Origin of the sequence: Alteromonas sp. McT4-15 (assembly GCF_020515205.1) — a bacterium.
In the GTDB taxonomy this organism is placed as follows: domain Bacteria; phylum Pseudomonadota; class Gammaproteobacteria; order Enterobacterales; family Alteromonadaceae; genus Alteromonas.
Genome location: NZ_JAJALG010000053.1, coordinates 1 through 16,214 on the forward strand (window position 1 = coordinate 1; position 16,214 = coordinate 16,214).

General features: G+C 45.0%; 11 protein-coding genes. 5 read left to right on the top strand and 6 right to left on the bottom strand.

Going from position 1 to position 16,214, the window contains the following annotated elements; genetic code table 11:
- Positions 1-143: 143 nt before the first annotated feature.
- Entirely contained in the window at positions 144-1,526 is a 1,383-nt protein-coding gene (gene tolC / locus LHL20_RS19805; protein WP_226434524.1) for an outer membrane channel protein TolC, read from the top strand.
- Between the two features lie 95 nt (positions 1,527-1,621).
- On the opposite strand, the gene LHL20_RS19810 is transcribed toward tolC, so the two are convergent.
- The gene (locus LHL20_RS19810) at positions 1,622-1,774 is read right to left on the bottom strand and encodes a hypothetical protein (RefSeq protein WP_202263450.1); all 153 of its coding nucleotides are present in this window, start codon (positions 1,772-1,774) and stop codon (positions 1,622-1,624) included.
- Positions 1,775-1,888: 114 nt separating this feature from the next.
- Here LHL20_RS19810 and LHL20_RS19815 point away from each other — a divergent pair, with 114 nt between their 5' ends.
- Positions 1,889-2,728 (top strand): ion transporter, encoded by an 840-nt coding sequence (locus LHL20_RS19815; RefSeq protein ID WP_226434525.1) that lies wholly within the window; start codon positions 1,889-1,891, stop codon positions 2,726-2,728.
- A gap of 145 nt (positions 2,729-2,873) precedes the next feature.
- Here the strand turns inward: LHL20_RS19815 and prsT are convergent, their stop codons facing one another.
- A complete protein-coding gene (gene prsT / locus LHL20_RS19820) occupies positions 2,874-5,648 on the bottom strand; it encodes an XrtA/PEP-CTERM system TPR-repeat protein PrsT (RefSeq protein ID WP_226434526.1) in 2,775 nt (924 codons plus the stop codon).
- A 293-nt stretch (positions 5,649-5,941) separates the two neighbouring features.
- Here prsT and LHL20_RS19825 point away from each other — a divergent pair, with 293 nt between their 5' ends.
- The 3 genes from LHL20_RS19825 (at position 5,942) to LHL20_RS19835 (ending at position 10,307) form a co-directional block, all read left to right on the top strand.
- Positions 5,942-7,753 carry a DEAD/DEAH box helicase gene (locus LHL20_RS19825; RefSeq protein WP_226434527.1) on the top strand — a complete coding sequence of 604 codons (1,812 nt, stop codon included), beginning with the start codon at positions 5,942-5,944 and terminating at the stop codon, positions 7,751-7,753.
- A gap of 130 nt (positions 7,754-7,883) precedes the next feature.
- On the top strand, positions 7,884-9,269 hold the full coding sequence (gene cysG, locus LHL20_RS19830) for a siroheme synthase CysG (RefSeq protein ID WP_159624134.1): 1,386 nt from the start codon (positions 7,884-7,886) through the stop codon (positions 9,267-9,269).
- Between the two features lie 84 nt (positions 9,270-9,353).
- Complete coding sequence (locus tag LHL20_RS19835) at positions 9,354-10,307, top strand: hypothetical protein (RefSeq protein WP_226434528.1); 954 nt, start codon at positions 9,354-9,356, stop codon at positions 10,305-10,307.
- Here the strand turns inward: LHL20_RS19835 and ccoG are convergent.
- From ccoG to LHL20_RS19855, 4 genes are all read right to left on the bottom strand, one after another.
- Positions 10,304-11,662 carry a cytochrome c oxidase accessory protein CcoG gene (gene ccoG, locus LHL20_RS19840; RefSeq protein WP_226434529.1) on the bottom strand — a complete coding sequence of 453 codons (1,359 nt, stop codon included), beginning with the start codon at positions 11,660-11,662 and terminating at the stop codon, positions 10,304-10,306. The genes LHL20_RS19835 and ccoG overlap by 4 nt on opposite strands.
- Before the next feature lie 83 nt (positions 11,663-11,745).
- Positions 11,746-13,191: an aminotransferase-like domain-containing protein gene (locus LHL20_RS19845; protein WP_226434530.1), complete on the bottom strand. Its 1,446-nt coding sequence runs from the start codon at positions 13,189-13,191 to the stop codon at positions 11,746-11,748.
- Positions 13,192-13,363: 172 nt separating this feature from the next.
- Positions 13,364-14,761 carry a PhoH family protein gene (locus LHL20_RS19850; protein ID WP_226434531.1) on the bottom strand — a complete coding sequence of 466 codons (1,398 nt, stop codon included), beginning with the start codon at positions 14,759-14,761 and terminating at the stop codon, positions 13,364-13,366.
- 289 nt (positions 14,762-15,050) lie between these two features.
- Positions 15,051-15,797 (bottom strand): DUF4019 domain-containing protein, encoded by a 747-nt coding sequence (locus LHL20_RS19855; RefSeq protein WP_226434532.1) that lies wholly within the window; start codon positions 15,795-15,797, stop codon positions 15,051-15,053.
- Positions 15,798-16,214: the final 417 nt, after the last annotated feature.

The window sequence follows — 16,214 nt, forward strand, 5'->3', positions numbered from 1 at the left end:
CACATATTCTGTTACAGTTAAACGAAGACTGTTACGAGTTTGGACTTTCGGTTTGTGATTGAATTTTCATACACTTGGTTTTAATTAGTCGCCATGACATTAATAAAGGCGACACAACTTGAACACAACAGGAAGACGTAAGCATGAAACGAACACTTCTGTCGCTGGTAGTCGGGATCTCAATGACCACGAGTGCTTTAGCCGATGACCTTATGCAGGTTTATCAACAAGCACTGGCAAACGACCCAGTGGTAAACCAAGCGAAAGCGCAACGTGATGCTGCGTTTGAAGGAATTAGTATTAGCCGCGCTAATCTTTTACCACAAATTTCAGCCTTTATTTCATACACTGACGTTGACGCCACAAACGCAAACACAGTGCCGCAAACTGATGAAAATGGCGAGCTTATCGGGTTTACATTTCCGCTCCTAGATTTTAAGCAAAAAACACTTCAAAAAGGTGTAGAAGCCAGCTTTTCAATTTATGATCACACTAACTGGGTTAACTTGGGCCGCGCAGAAAAAGTTGCTCAGCAAAGTGACTCTCAGTATGCGCTTCAAGTACAAGATCTTATTACCCGTACTGTAACAGCTTATTTGGCCGTACTTCGCGCACAAGATAACTTGGAATTCATTAAGGCGGAAAAACGTGCCATTGAAAGACAGCTTGAACAAACCAAGCAACGCTTTGAAGTGGGCCTAACCGCTATCACTGACGTGCATGAAGCCCAAGCTAATTTTGACAACACTGTAGCCCGTGAAATTCAAGCTGAAAACGATGTTGAAATTGCGTTAGAAGATTTGCGCGTTATTACAGGTAAGTATCACTCTGGCCTAAGCGTACTGAGCACTGAGCGTTTTAGTGCAACGTTGCCACAACCGTCAACCGTTGAAGAATGGCTAAAAATTGCAGAAGAACGTAACTTGTCTTTGATGGTTCAGCGCCTAGGCAAAGATATTGCTGAAGATGATATTGCGGCAGCACGCGCAGGACACTACCCAACGTTGTCATTTACCGCGCGTTACACCAAAGATGATGTAGACCAGACTATCGGTACGCAACCAGAAGCTAACTTGCCTACTCAAGATTCATTGCGCTTAAATGCACAGCTTAGCATCCCTATTTATCAAGGTGGCCGCGTTGTTGCGAGCACTGCGCAAGCCCGTCATAACTATGTAGTGGCAAGCGAACAACTAGAGCAAGCACACCGCCAAACGGTGCAAAGTGTACGCCGTTCGTTTAACGACTTAAGAGCTGCAGTGTCACGTATTCGCGCATTAGAGCAATCGGTTGTTTCGGCAAACAGTGCACTTAAAGCGACAGAGGCAGGTTTTGATGTAGGTACGCGTACTATTGTTGATGTATTAGACAGTACTCGTAACTTGTTTGACGCGCAGCGTAACCTTGCTGGGGCTCGTTATGATTTTATTCAATCGGTTGTAACGCTTAAGCAAGCTGCAGGCACACTGACTGGCGAAGGTGTTGAAACATTAAACCGCGGTTTGATAGCGGCAAAATCAAACTAGTCGGCAATTGAGACTCGCGATAAAGGGTGGCGAAAGCTGCCCTTTTTTGTGTGTAAAGACAGGAGAAATCGTATTACTTACAATTAGCGTGATGCCTAACGGGAAGGTGTGAATTTTTCCAACGCCAGTAAGAGCTGCTTATATTCTGCTCGAAGCGCTTCTGCACTTTGTTTGTTAAGCGAAAAATTGCTGAGACGCGCAGAAACAGAACGTAATTTTTCTTGCAACAAACGTAATTCATCGTCCATGATTAGGCCCCTTATTTTCTGCCTATGCAGATATTCAACCAAACTAGTATAGCGCCATTGTGGCTTACCTCAAGCCCTTTGGTTGATAGATTGATTCTCGAGTGATTTACAAAAATGCAAGCCTCTGAACTTCAAAATAAATTTGAACGAATTCGTGCTAACAAATGGTTTGAAGCCTTCGTTATCAGCGTTATCGTGATTTCAGCGCTGTTAGTTGGCGCAAAAACCTACGAACTTCCCGCAGGGTTTTCTTCAATAACCCTGTTCTTAGATTGGTTTATCAGTGCGTTTTTCCTAACCGAGATCACCATTCGCTTTCTGGCTGAAAAACGCAAACGCTACTTTTTTAGAAGCTTCTGGAACTGGTTTGATACCTTAATTGTGATTATTAGCTTGATTCCAGCCGACGACACCGAATTAGCTCTTATTGCACGGCTAGTCAGGGTATTTAGAGTACTTAGGATGATATCAATCATTCCTGAGCTTCGCATTTTGCTGGTATCACTGGTGAAAGCGCTGCCTCAACTCGGCTACGTAATGCTGTTGATGTTTATTATTTTCTATATTTACGCCGCTATTGGCAGCACGTTATTTGAAAATATTAACCCAGTATTGTGGGGCGATATCACGATATCCATGTTGACGTTATTTAGAATAATGACGTTTGAAGATTGGACTGACGTGATGTATGAAACACAAGAGGTCTATTCACTAAGTTGGATTTTTTATCTTACGTTTATCTTCTTTACCGCATTTGCTTTTTTAAACATGGTTATCGGTATCGTGGTGAACGTGATGGAGCGCGAAAACGAAAAGGCGCGCGCTGAAAAGCAAGCGGAGCTTCTCGCTGAGCAAGTAGCGCAAGGCAACGTGGAGCCAACGCTCAAAGACGTAATGGATGAACTCAAAGCCTTAAAAGCGCAGCTAAAACAGGCTGATATAACGCCAAAGTAAGCTTGTCAACTTCAGTCAAAAAAGGCCACTTCACAATAATAAATGAAGTGGCCTTTTTTATTACCCCTGACCCGTCCTAAATAGCGTTGCCGCTTGTAAAGCGGTCATCGAAACAGAGCGGCTTTTATGTTGTAGGTTTTCCCCATTAGATACCATATGTGGTTTTTAAGCTGTCTACTCTGTCTTTTGACACTGATGAGGTGAACTCTCTGCTGGCAAGACGACGTTGCGCTAATTGCTTCTTATCCAGTTGCAACAGTAGTTCTACGTAATTGAGATACACTTCATCACTGGCAATAGGTTTTACCAGCATTTCATCGTACAGCTTAAGTGCATCTTCTTTGTTGCCCTTTGCGATATAGATTTGTGCCAACGTATCTTTCGTTTCAGCGTTCTCAGGCTGAATAGCAACAGCACGTTCTGCCAACTCTTCGGCACGCTTCAACTTATTATCTTCTAAATTTAAATACGCCAAATTATTAAGTACAACAAAATTTTGGGGGTTAATCTTCAGAATGTCTTCATACGTCGTCATTGCCGCCTTTCTGTCTTTGGGCAATTGTCGCTCTGCTAACAACATACTGCTTTGTATATCATTTTGATGGGACTTCACGTGCTTTTCCAAGAACGCAAACGCTTTGTCTGCCTCACCCGACATTTCGTAGGCAGCCGTTAGCAATAATGCATTATCAGCATTTTGCGTGGCGTCATATGCAGCTTCAGCGTGTGGTACAGCCTCTTGTGGTTTGCGTTCTACTAGGTGCAACCTTGCAATAACACCTCTTACAAAAGGTAATGCCCGCACCTCATCATTCGTCGCATTGATAATAGTCCACGCTGGTTTTGCTTGGCCTAAACGACTATGAAAATAGGCTTTCAGCAAAGTAAGCTGTGCATCACTTCGCTTTTCAAGGGTTTTGTCTACGAGCGTTAAGCCGCTCGCGAATTGTTTTTGTGAGTCGAGGATTAAGAGCTTACCCAATACTGCATTTTTATCTTGCGGGTAAAATGACAACCAGCGGTCAAAAAACGCGGTAGCATCGGCCACGTTGTTGGTGGCAACAAGTGCTTGCCCTTTTAGATTCCAATAAGCAATCGGCGTAGTATCATCAGCTTGAATATGGTTTAGCAGCGATAATGTTTTATCCAGATCACCTTCTAACGAATACATGCGAGCAACGAGTAAGCGAAGCGCTGTCTCATTTGGTTGAGAAGCCAGCTGCTGCTGTGCGTAATCAATCACCTCTTTTACATTGTCTTGCTCCACAGCCAAGGCATACCACATCGATATGGCTTGCGCGTCTGTTGGAGACGTTTTAAGTATCGACTTTATCAGTGCAATGGCGTCATCTTTTTTACCTTGTGCAATTAGCAGTTTTGCTCTTGCATAAGTCACTTCAACGTCGTCTTTGGTTAATTGTGTCGCTTTATCAAGGTAATTGCTCGCCGCTTCATAGTCCGTTTGGGCAATCGCAATGCTTGCTAAATAAACCAATGGGGTTGATGCATCCGGCGTGGCTTCATGCCATGCCAGTGCTGACTGCTTTGCCTTTTCAAGCTGATTAGTGGCAATGTAAGCGCGAATTAAGGTGCCTTGTGTTGTGGCTGACTGGGGCGCTTTGTCAACGGCTTGCTCGAGATTCACTATCCCTTCTATGTCGTTGAGCGACAGTTGAAGAATACCTAATCGCGATAAGTCTTCAGCATTGGTACTGACCGCCTCGGAGCGTTCCACCATCTGTTTCGCGCCCTGAACGTTGCCGTCTCTTAGCAACTGATAGCTCGCCTTTGAGAAAAGCGCAGCATCTGCGCTTTGTGCGCCTTCTACGCGGTTCAGCACTGCAAGGGCTTCATCATTTTCGCCAAGTTGAAGCATGCTGTCGGCAAGCATGCGCAATCCTGGATGGTTATCAGGTAGTCCAGATGCAATCATGGTGAGGTGGCGCTGTGCCGACTCAAAATCTTGAATTTGATAAGCGCTAAAACCTGCCACTAACCTGACGACCTGATCGCTACGCCCGTTTTGTACAGCTATTTCAAGATAAGATAGTGCATCAGCATAGTTACCCTTGGCTGACTCAATAATGCCTTTAAAGGTGTTAAGTAGTGGATGAGCGTCATTTAACTTCAACAGTTCATCAACGATAGGCTCTGCCTTATCAAGGTCTCGTTCTTCGACAAGTAGTGCGGCATAAGCAAACTTACTGGTAATGTCATTGGGGTATGCTGACACATAATCGCCGTAGACTTCCGCTGCCTTTTGCGATTCTCCCCCTTGTAGATAAAGTTTCGCGAGCTGTTGTAACACATCTTTGTTATTTGGCGCTTGCTCACGCAATGCCTGAGTTGCGCTCAGCGCACCTTCTAAATCATTGTCTATGATATAAACGTAGCTATCGATAAGCCCTTTATAAACAGACGATGTGTCGAGTGTAGAAAGATCTTCGATTAATGCTGCCGCTTCATCTTGCTTACCAAGCTGCATGAGAGCTTGAAGCTTGTAAAAGCCTACTTCTGCCGATTCAACTGCTGTCATACCCTTAGCACGATAATCTACATCAGCCAAGGCATTTTCAGCCCCTGACTGTTGATAGGCCAACGACAGCATAGGTATAACCTCGCCAGCTGACTGCCCTAACTCCATCGCTTTATTCAATTCTTTTTCAGCTGCCGCGAAATTTTGTTTTTGAAGATAGAGTTTTCCCAGCTCGAATCGAGGTTGAGGTGAATCTGGCGACTTTTGAATGGCATTTTTATATTCAACAATAGCCGCATCAAGCTGCTGGGCAGCGACATAACCGCGAGCCTCTTCTAAATGGCTCTCCATGGATTTCTCACTACACCCAGTAATGAGTGAGCTTAGTAGTAACGCGGCCACTGACATTCGAGTCACTGTTTTAATAGGCGTGTGCTTTTTCATTCTAATTCCTTGCCCTAGCTAATTATTTTTGTAGTCGTCGTATTATAGACATAAATCCTGCCTATTTTTTCATCATTATTGTTCAATTTCGTGGCAACCTTGCCATTATTCGAATATAATACGGGTTTTTGCAACACTGCTGGCAAGCATATCGCGAAATACGCTGAAAATACGCTCCATAAACTCGCCTGACAGGCCAGTTCATCGCTGTATAGCGTCTTGCGATAATAAGCCGTAAAAGTACGGTTTAGTCGTATGCCGCACCCTCCTTACTTAATGCACCAGGATCCTTAATGACCACAACTGTCGACATGACATTTAAAGACCTCAAATTACCAGAACCTATCTTACAAGCCCTTGAAAAAGTTGGCTACGAGAAGCCGTCTCCAATTCAAGCTGAAAGTATTCCGCTTTTGCTTGAAGGGCACGACTTGCTCGGTCAGGCACAGACAGGGACAGGAAAAACCGCTGCGTTTGCCCTGCCCATGTTGGCAAATATCGATCCTGAGCAACGTAAGCCGCAATTACTGGTATTGGCCCCAACCCGTGAATTAGCTATTCAGGTTGCAGAGGCGTTTCAGGTTTATGCGAGCTTTAGTCAAAAAATTAAAGTACTTCCAGTATATGGCGGTCAGTCGTACGACAACCAAATTCGCCAACTTAAGCGCGGCGTACAGGTTGTTGTAGGAACGCCAGGCCGTATCATCGACCACATTAAGCGCAAAACACTAGACTTAAGCGAACTTAAATTCCTAGTACTTGACGAAGCTGACGAAATGCTTCGCATGGGCTTTATTGATGACGTTGAACTTATTCTTAGCCACGCACCAGAAGAGCGTCAGACTGCGCTTTTCTCGGCAACCATGCCTGGTCCAATTAAGAAAATTACTCAGCGTTACTTAAAAGACCCTAAGCACGTCAAAATTGCGTCGAAGGTAAGTACCGCAAGTACGATTCGCCAGCGTTATTGCCAGATAGCACCGCACCACAAGCTTGAAGCGCTAACCCGTATTATGGAAGTGGAAGCGTTCGACGGCATGATTATTTTCGTGCGTACCAAAACGGCAACCGTTGAACTCGCTGACAAGCTATCTGCCCGAGGTTACGATGTAGAGCCGCTAAACGGCGATATTCCTCAGGCAGCCCGTGAACGTACGGTAGAAAAGCTTAAACAAGGTCAAATTGATATTCTTGTTGCTACCGACGTTGTGGCTCGTGGACTTGACGTTGAGCGTGTAAGCCACGTTATCAACTTCGATATTCCATACGACAGTGAATCTTATGTTCACCGTATTGGCCGTACAGGTCGCGCGGGTCGTCAAGGTGATGCGATCCTATTTATCTCTCACCGTGAAAAGCGCCTGTTATTCTCAATTGAGAAAACCACTAAGCAGCCTATTGAAGCGATGCCAATTCCTTCAATTAGCGAAATTAACGAGACGCGCCTAAGCCGCTTTAAGCAGTCGGTTGCTGAAGCAGCCCAGGACGATAGCATCGAAAGCTTGATGCCAATCGTTGAAATGATAAAAGAAGAAAACGAAGCATCGCCTGAAGTGTTAATGGCAGCACTGCTTAAGATTGCACAAGGCGATGAGCCGCTTATTCTTAAAGAGTCTGACCGTCCTGACCTTCACAGCAAGCCACCGCGTGACAGCCGTGATAGAAACAGTCGCGACGGCCGTGAGAGAAAGCCAAAAACACCTCGCGGAAACCGCAAGCCAGAAGAAGGCATGCAGCGCTTTAGAATTGAAGTGGGTCATGTGCACGGTGCGAAACCAGGTAACATCGTTGGCGCTATTGCAAACGAGGCAAACATAAATTCGAAGCACATCGGTGCAATCGAGATTTATGACAACTTTAGTACAGTTGACTTACCTGATGGCATGCCAAAAGAAACGCGCGACACGCTGCAAGGTACTCGTGTTGCCGGTCAGCGTTTGAACATTCGCGAGTGGTCAGATACGCCACCAGCAAAAGGTCGTGGCGATCGCGGTAACCGCGGTGACAGAGCGCCTCGTGGAAACCGTGAAGACCGTGGCAATCGCGGAAATCGCGAAGACCGTGGCAATCGCGGCGATCGTGAAAACCGTAAGCGTAAGAACTAAATAGCAATATACTCAGCCTTTATATAACTAATAGAAATATAAAGGCTGTTTTCGTTGTTTTCTAATTAAAAAGAATTGGCGCAAAATAGTGCCAGTTCTTTTTTTTTTATTTGAAGCCAAGAAAACCTTTATGGATTACTTTCCGTTATTTCTCGATGCTAGACAACTCAATGTCTTAATTGTTGGGGCAGGTGAAGTTGCCGCACGTAAGCTAGAACTTATCATGAAAACGCCTGCAACCATTACCGTGGTTGCGCCTTGGGTTTGCGATACAGTAAAACAGCTTGCGCAAAACGAGAAAGTAACGCTTATTGAACGTGAGTTTGAAAATAGCGACCTTACCCATAAAGACATGGTTTTTATCGCCACGGATAAAGGCGATGTGAACCAGCATATTCATGATCTGGCACGTGCTAATAAAGTGCTCGTAAACGTGGTCGACAATACGCCGCTATGCCAGTTCATTACCCCATCAATTGTTGACCGCTCACCGATTGTCATTGCTATGAGCAGTGGCGGCGTGGCCCCTGTGTTGTTACGCTATTTGCGTCAGAAACTTGAAACAGTGCTGCCGGCTAATTTAAGTCGACTGGGCGCATTTTCAGAGAAATTTCGTGAAAAAGTAAAGCAGACGCTTAACGGCGTTACTGCTCGTCGATACTTTTGGGAAGACGTACTCGATGGTGATATTGCTGAAATGGTGGAAAAAGGCCAAGACAAAAAAGCCGATGAAGCCTTTGAGCTTGCGCTGCAAGCGGCTGCAGAAGACAAAAAAGTGGAAGGTCAGGTCTATTTGGTTGGCGCAGGTCCTGGCGATCCAGACTTACTCACGTTTCGAGCCCTACGCTTAATGCAAAAAGCAGATGTGGTGGTATACGACCGCTTAGTATCGCCTCAAATTCTTGAGCTTGTGCGTCGAGATGCTGAGAAGATTTACGTGGGCAAGGCGAAAAGCAATCACACGCTCCCTCAAGATGACATTAACCAGTTAATGGTTGATGAAGCTAAGAAAGGGAATCGCGTGGTGCGTTTAAAAGGTGGAGACCCTTTTATTTTCGGTCGCGGGGGAGAAGAAATTCAGACCCTCATCCAACACGGTATCGACTTTCAAGTGGTGCCTGGTATCACAGCTGCTAGCGGCGCATCTAGCTACGCGGGTATTCCGCTAACACATAGGGATCACGCACAATCAGTGGTATTTGCAACGGGACATTTAAAAAACGGTACAATCGATCTCAACTGGCCAGCCCTTGCGCAAAAAAACCAAACCGCGGTGTTTTACATGGGCTTAACTGGCCTGCCTATTATCTGCCAGCAGCTGATTGCACATGGACTTGCACCCTCGACGCCAATCGCGCTAGTGCAGTCTGCCACTACCGAAAAACAAGCAGTGCTTACCGGCACGCTAGACAATATTGTTGAAAAACAAGAAGCAGCACAGCTACAGCCGCCGACACTCATTATTGTTGGCTCAGTAGTTAGCCTGCATGCCGAACTAGATTGGTTTAACGGCTAGTATAGTTCGCGCTTAATCGCTGAACCTTGTTTTTTTTACATAGACGCGCATACTCAACTAATGGAAGAGTTTTACAGCGTCTAAATGCTTAGGTACACAACGCTCGCATTAGCATTATTACTTTTTGCAGCTCCGCGCATGTCGTGTGCGGAGCAGTTACTGTTTGAAAAAATTAAAACAGATAATGGCATTCAGTTTAACTATGTGTGGTTAGACGCCGAAAAGACTCGTCACGACCTCTCTTTTGAGATCCCCAGTGAAACACTTGAAGATGCCCCACTTGGACAAACCAACTACAGACCTAAAATTGCACAGCGTTATGTCACCGTTGCCTTATTAAAAGAAGCAAAGTCTATTAACCCGAGAGATGCAAAAGTAGAGATAAAACCAAAGCGCGAGGCCATAGACATTAGAGTAAAAGGGTTCGATGACGAAAAAGTAGAAAACGTATTAACACACCTACAACAGATTCAACAAAACGCTTACGACGAATACCTTTACCAACACTACTTTACGCGATTTACCACGCTGTTTAACCAGCAAGCCATTAAGCCTGACCACCTCAGGTATATCGCTGAGTCGGTCAAGCCAATGGTCCCCGCTTCACAAGCGTTTTATGAAAAGATAAAAACCCACTCAGATTCTCGCGCTTATTTTTCCCTGCTGCTGAGTTGGTTACAAAGTATCCCTTACGATACCCTTGAAGATAGAGTCGCAAGTAATGGCTCAGGTTTTGCGCCTCCTTTAGGGCTTTTGATGCAAAACCTCGGCGACTGTGACAGTAAGGCAGTCCTTGCATCGTCGATGGTAAGAGCGTTTTTACCATCAACAAAAATGATAATGGTATTTTTACCTAACCACGCGTTGCTTGGCATTGCACTTACGCCCCTAGAAGGTGATGAGAAGATAGAACACGACGGTCAAACTTACGTGCTATATGACCCGACAGGCCCTGCCCAAATTCCCTTTGGGCAGGTTTCTGAAGATACACAACGTTATATTCAAACAGGCCGTTTTCAGATAGAGGTGGTCGATTAGCGAGCGTAGAACATCACGGTGTGCTGCTCGATGCTCCCCGTGTGCTTATCGATAACATCAAAGCTTACGTGAGTCATTTCCTTATTAGGAAAACGCATGGCTTCTACAGAAAAAGGTATGATGCGTTTTTCTCCTGGCGCAACAATAATGTCATTTATTTGCGTAATTCTCATATCTATGGGCGCGGTGATAGCAACAGCAAACTGTTTACTGATACGTGATTTATTGAGCAATGTAAGGGTGTACGTATTCTCTATTCGTCCAGCATTGTTCTCGCGATACAGCGTATTGCGATCGCGACTGATAGCCCCTTCAAAATCTTGTCTGTCGAATGTCCACCCAGCCATTGCAAGAATAATTGCAATAATCGCCATGCCGTACAAATAGTTGGTGAACCTACGCCCAGTTGATCTACCAGCACGAGCAAACCTAATAAGCTTACTCGCATACCCAAACTTCGCCATCACCTTGTCACACGCGTCGATACACAAGCCACAGTTAATGCATTCGTATTGAATGCCATTGCGAATATCAATGCCTGCCGGGCACACTTGAACACACAAGGTACAGTCAACGCAGTCACCCAAGTTGTGGGTAGTTGAGTTGCGCTTTCTAGGGCCTCGGTTCTCGCCTCGTGCATTATCATAGGTTACTAGCGAAGTACTATTGTCAAACATGGCGGCTTGAAAACGAGAATACGGACACATGTGCGTGCACATTTTTTCTCTTATCCACCCCGCATTTATATAAGTACATACGGCAAAAAATAGCGTCCACCCTGAAATAAGCGCAGGTGCAGAGAATGTCAAAAACTCGCGATATAGCTGTGTTGCCGGATAAAAATACGACATAAAAACTAACGCGGTAAGTAGACTTGTGGCGAGCCATGCAGTGTGCTTTGCACTTTTTACTGCGAATTTGCGTGGTGAGAGCGTTTGTTTGTCTAATGCTTTACTGTGATTATGTGTACCTTCAATTCGCCGCTCTATCCAGTTGAACCCGAGAGTCCAAACGGTTTGCGGACAGGTAAAGCCACACCACACTCTACCGTAATGACGAGTGACTAAAAATAAGGTAAACGCTGCAAGTATAAATAGCAGCGCAAAAATCATAAGATCTTGTGGATACAAAACCCACTTAAAGAGTGTCAGTGTTTGTTGGCCTACATCAAACAAAATGGCTTGCTGACCTTGGTATTGCAGAAAAGGAAGTGCAATAAACAGTGCCACCAGCAGGACATTAAGGTAACGCCTTATTTTTTGATAGCGTCCTGTCTCTTCACGAATATAAATTTTGTTGTCGCCGACAGGTTCACAAACAATAATGTCTTCCTGTCTAATTTTCACCGCTGACATTGGCTTTCTCCTAGAGAATTTTGCGCCAATGGTAAAGGTTCAACAGGTTTTACATAGCTACAGTTTGGTGCTTTCTTTATAGATCAGATGCTATTTAAATCTGTACTATATTGTTCTTCTTTTGACAGTGCTTTTATGAAATGGGTTAACTTGCGAAGTTGATTGCGTCTTGCTTCATTAAGTTCGAATGAGGCATTAAGGCGAAAGCAGTGATCATATTGCTCAGTTACACTAAATAGCTTACCCGGCGCAATAGTGATATTAAGGCGCAGCGCCTCTTGGTAAACTTGCATGGCGTCTATGTGAGGTTGGCACTCAATCCATACGAAATAACCACCGCTGTGTGAGTACACGGTGGCAACGTCTTTGAGAAGGTCGCAGAGAAAATCAACCATGTCTTTTTTTCGGACGATGAGTTTTTTGCGCAGCTGCTTCAAATGCAATTCGTAGTTTTTCTTCGTCAGATAATCAACTAATGCCAATTGTATTGGCGCGCTAGTGGCAAGCGTACTCATTAATTGCTGCTTTTGAATACTAAGTGCGTTTTTGCCCGCAGCCACCCAACCTATCCGGTATCCTGCCACTAGCGATTTTGAAAATGACGAACACAACATACTGTTGGTATTTTTAATAAAGTGTTTTATTGGCAAGGGCGCTTTACCTTGTGCGTATAACTCAGCGTAGACATCATCTTCGATTAAACTGACATTATAAGCATCTAGCAGGCCAGCAATTCGTTGCTTAGTATCATCTGATAGTGAATAACCCAGCGGGTTTTGATAGCTACTCATTAACCAACAGGCTTTAACCAGATGATTTTGCAACGCACGCTCAAGGGCTGCCACATCTAGGCCATTTTCAGGCGTAACTTTTACGGTAATGGCTTTAAGCCCTAAACGTTGTAATGCCTGTAGGGCACCATAAAAAACAGGCGATTCAATAACAACCCAATCTCCAGGTTGCGTACAGGCCTGCAAACTTAAATTTAGCGCCTCTAGTGCGCCTGCCGTAATGATAATGTCATCGGGTGAAATACTGACCCCACGCGCGGCATAACGCTTAGCGATTATTTTGCGAAGCTCAAGATTACCCGGGGGTAAATTGTCCATAGCGCTTGTTAATGAGATCTGTTGAGCGGCACAAGAAATCGACTTGTTGAGGTGCTGGCGCGGATATAAAGAAGGGTCTGGATAGGCAAAACCAAGACTAAACATATGCGGGTCGCGAGATGCCTGAAGTACCTCATACACAAAATCATTCACGCTAACCGCATCTGAAACCTCGACTCTGCTATGTACTCTGCCAGATTGCTTAGGATCGGTAGACGCCGCTACCACAAACCCCGAGCGTGCCTTTGAGCTAATGACGCCCTGACTTTCAAGCAATTGATATGCGTGAAGCACCGTCATGAGACTAAAGCCGGTTTGCTCGGCTTGCTTTCTGAGCGACGGTAGTTTCTCACCTTTTACCCAAACACCGCGTTCGATTTGAGCGTTAATTTGACGAGCGAGTTCGTCATACTTAGCCACTAGCTGGCTCCTCTGTGTTAAACGTCCGGTTAGTAGCGCAATGTTGTTGCTATGCTACGGGTAACAAGTACACAGAAGTATAACAGTTGAAATGTTGTTCTGTTATTAGAAAATAACAGGAGAACACGCGAACAGCCTTCAAAAATGAAGGCTGTCGTTAGACGAGGTAGCGTTACAGATTTTCTTCAGCAAAGCTCGCTAGACGGCTTCTCACCACGCCATCAAGGTTAATCGTGGCACTGCCAGAGAAATCTTTAAATTTCTCTACAAGGTAGGTCAGGCCCGATGTCACTGCCGATAGATAGTTGCTATCAATCTGAGCAAGGTTACCGCCTACAATCAATTTGGTACCTTCACCGCACCTCGTAATAATGGTTTTAAGCTGAGATGCCGTTAAGTTTTGTGACTCATCGAGTATTACGATGGCATTTTGGATACTGCGCCCACGCATGAAGTTAACTGACTTGTACTGAATATTGGCTTTTTCCATGATGTAATTCATTGAGCCTTTGGTGTTTTCATCGTGCTTGTGAAGCACCTCTAAAGAATCGGTAATGGCAGCAAGCCAAGGCAGCATTTTTTCTTCTTCAGTGCCCGGTAAAAAGCCGATGGACTCAGCAATCTCTGGTGTACTTCGCGTTACGATAATTTTATCGTACATATTGCGCTCTACCACCATTTCAAGCGCTGCAGCTAACGCGAGCAAGGTTTTACCACTCCCCGCCGGCCCGGTTAAAATAACCATATCAATGTGTGGGTCGAGCAAGGCATGAAGTGCCATCGCCTGCCCAATATTTTTAGGCGTAATCCCCCATGCATGACGACTCATCAAGCGCTCGTAGCCTAAGTCGAGTACCTCAAGCGTATCATTTGAAATCTCTTCAATAAGGCCAGCAAACTGTTGTGACTCATCCAGTAAAAACTCATTTACGTATGCTTCGGGAAGCATGGATTTGGGTACAGTGTGAATGGTGTCACGGCCTTCCTGTCGGCTATCTACACTTTTTACATTATCCCAAAAGTTACCTTCAAAGGTGTGAAAGCCTCGAGAGAGGTATTTGATATCAGTGATGAGCTGATCGGTGCGATAATCCTCAACATGTGCAAGCCCGGCTCCCTTTGCCTTAAGGCGCATATTTAGGTCTTTGGTCACCAGCACGACCTTTTGTGGCGCAAAGGTCTTTTGCAAGTGTAAAGCCACATTGATAATTCGGTTGTCGTTTTCATTACTGGTGAAAACTTGTTGCGCTTCCACCATATTAAGGTCTGCAAATATAGACAAACTGCCTGTCGGTGCTGTTTGCCCTGCGCCTAGCCCTTCCATTGATACGCCAGCGAGCATATCCTCAGGGGTTGCATCGTGTAGTAAATCCTCCATTGCGCGAATAGAAACACGCGCATCGCGAGCGACGTCTTTTTTGCTGTCCTTGATGTAATCGAGTTCTTCTAACACTGTCATTGGAATAACGACGTCGTGTTCTTTAAATGAGAGAAAGGCGTGAGGTTCGTGAAGCAGAATATTGGTATCGAGGACGTAAATTTTGGTATCGGTAGAATTTTTTCTTGGCATCCTTCACTCCGGTAAATAAAGCCAGATTAGCCCAATGGCTTAAGTCACTATGACTTAGGCTAACAAGCTACAGTTCCGCTTATTGAGAAGGTGCCGCTCGAAACAGGACATCCTCCCCTACTCGCGTCGACTGAGAAGCAGTACTACACAATCTGCCTCATGAGTTCGTTGTATTTTTCGAACTCTTTCTTATTCCACCATAATGCAGAAATTCAAATTTAGCACTGTTTTTCTACTTTTATTTTTCTGTGAAGAAAATAGTACTTACCGCATTCGATGCCTTCCATTTTTAACGAATAAAGTACCCAATAGTTCTGTATTGTCCGTCAATATTCACCATTGATAACGTTTCTGTAGCCAGCGAGGAACTGGCGTCAAATTGGGTAGAAAACGTTAATATGAGATATTCGCCATCGGGTAAACCGGGTAACGTTGTGGGTGCCTGCGCTGTGGCAAGCTCTCTTGAGGTTGCCTCACCCAAAGGCTTGCGCACCAGTTGCATGGCCTCAACCCATTTTGCTTGTGTCACACTGGTTTTAAAAATAGGGCCACTTTCATCCCAGCTTTGCGCGTAACGCTGGCTATCAACTAGCAGCAACCAATCCATGCCATCTTGCAGTGTCGCATCATCAATTTGTACAAGTGCTCCTGCTTCCACCACTTTACCTTTGCTGTCAGTGGCGTTAACCGCCTGCGACCAATACATCATCACAACTAATGAGATAATCAGAGCGCCGAGAAGCCACATTAAATGTTGGCGTGATAATGAAAAACTCACCTGGTTTAACGTTGACGAATTGGCCGGTGAGGTAACATTTTGTTGCTCGTATTTATAGGGTGTTACAAGCAACATATCCGGGGTGCCATCAAATGCCGCCGCAATGGCTTTGACCGACTCTTGAGAAGCTGACTGATTTTTCTCAATGCGTTGAATGGTTCGCAAGCTCAAGCCAGATACATCTGCTAAGTGCTGTTGGCTCCACGCTTTAGCATTGCGAAGTTCAATGAGTTTTTGGGTGTCTATTTTCATATCCATCTCGCGTCTCCTTCCGTTAATCGCGCCATCTAACGTTAGGAAATTTATCTCGACAGTGATACGACAGTTTTACGTTAACACTGCGACAATGCAAGCCCCGCAAGCGCTCTAGTCCTATACCAATACTCGCTCCCTTTCATAAGAGCATGCATTTTGACAAGTCGTTATACAAAACTGAGGCTTGTTGTTTTGAAAGAGAGGCGTGAGTCACTTTGCAACCTTCAAACGACACTTATGTATTTGCATAATATCTCACTTCAAAAAGCATGTTTTGGCATAATCATTAAGACTAGTGTCGACTGAGGTGTGGTCGAGCTCGGGCACGATGACCTTCAAACGGCAGGACGCCGTTTGAGAGCCTTATGGTTATGCTACGACAACTTTCTCTTCAAGAAGCATTGTGCAGTGTAGTCAAAA